The organism is Salipiger sp. 1_MG-2023 (assembly GCF_030547555.1).
In the GTDB taxonomy this organism is placed as follows: Bacteria; Pseudomonadota; Alphaproteobacteria; order Rhodobacterales; family Rhodobacteraceae; genus Salipiger.
Window position 1 is genome coordinate 1 of record NZ_JAUOQN010000200.1, and the last position, 516, is coordinate 516.

1 protein-coding gene and 1 pseudogene are annotated in these 516 nt (G+C 55.4%); one reads left to right on the top strand and one right to left on the bottom strand.

Features of this window, described 5'->3' with window-relative positions:
* Window positions 1-21 precede the first annotated feature (21 nt).
* A pseudogene (locus Q4543_RS24775) lies at window positions 22-306 on the top strand (AAA family ATPase); the annotation flags it as partial.
* Here Q4543_RS24775 and Q4543_RS24580 read toward each other — a convergent pair.
* The coding region (locus tag Q4543_RS24580; RefSeq protein WP_303442829.1) for a hypothetical protein at window positions 202-516 on the bottom strand (315 nt) is incomplete at its 5' end. The pseudogene Q4543_RS24775 and the gene Q4543_RS24580 overlap by 105 nt on opposite strands.

The following is a 516-nucleotide window of genomic DNA, read 5'->3' on the forward strand; positions in this document are numbered from 1 at the left end:
GTGACCGAGGCTGTAGGATAAGTGTGTCCGGGGGAAGGGGCAGCTTGGCCATCAGCGGCTTTGTGCAACAGAGCCGGTATCAGTAATACAATCGAGCAGCGCAAAGCCAAAGTCGCACAGTTGAATGGAGAAATATCTGATCTTCGGCGCGGCATCACGGGCATTGAGGCAACCGCCGACGCGATCAATGAGCTGCTGCGACTACAGGGGCATAATGGCTTTCACCTTCGTCCCACATCGGGTGATGGCACCTACGAGGTTCATCGCGCCGATGGGTCGCCGACTGGCGACACGCTTTCGGAAGGTGAGCGTTCTTTCCTTGCCTTCGTATATCTCTACCACCATTTGGCGGGCGACCACGACGAAGCGGAAAAAATTTAGGACGTGTCGTGGTGATCGACGATCCAATGACAAGCCAAGACGCTGCCGCAGTGCATACGTGTCACATCCCGGCAGGTAATATGGCTGTTTCTTGAACAGCTCTGGCTTGAGTTTGTGCCAGTCCTTCATCGCGTG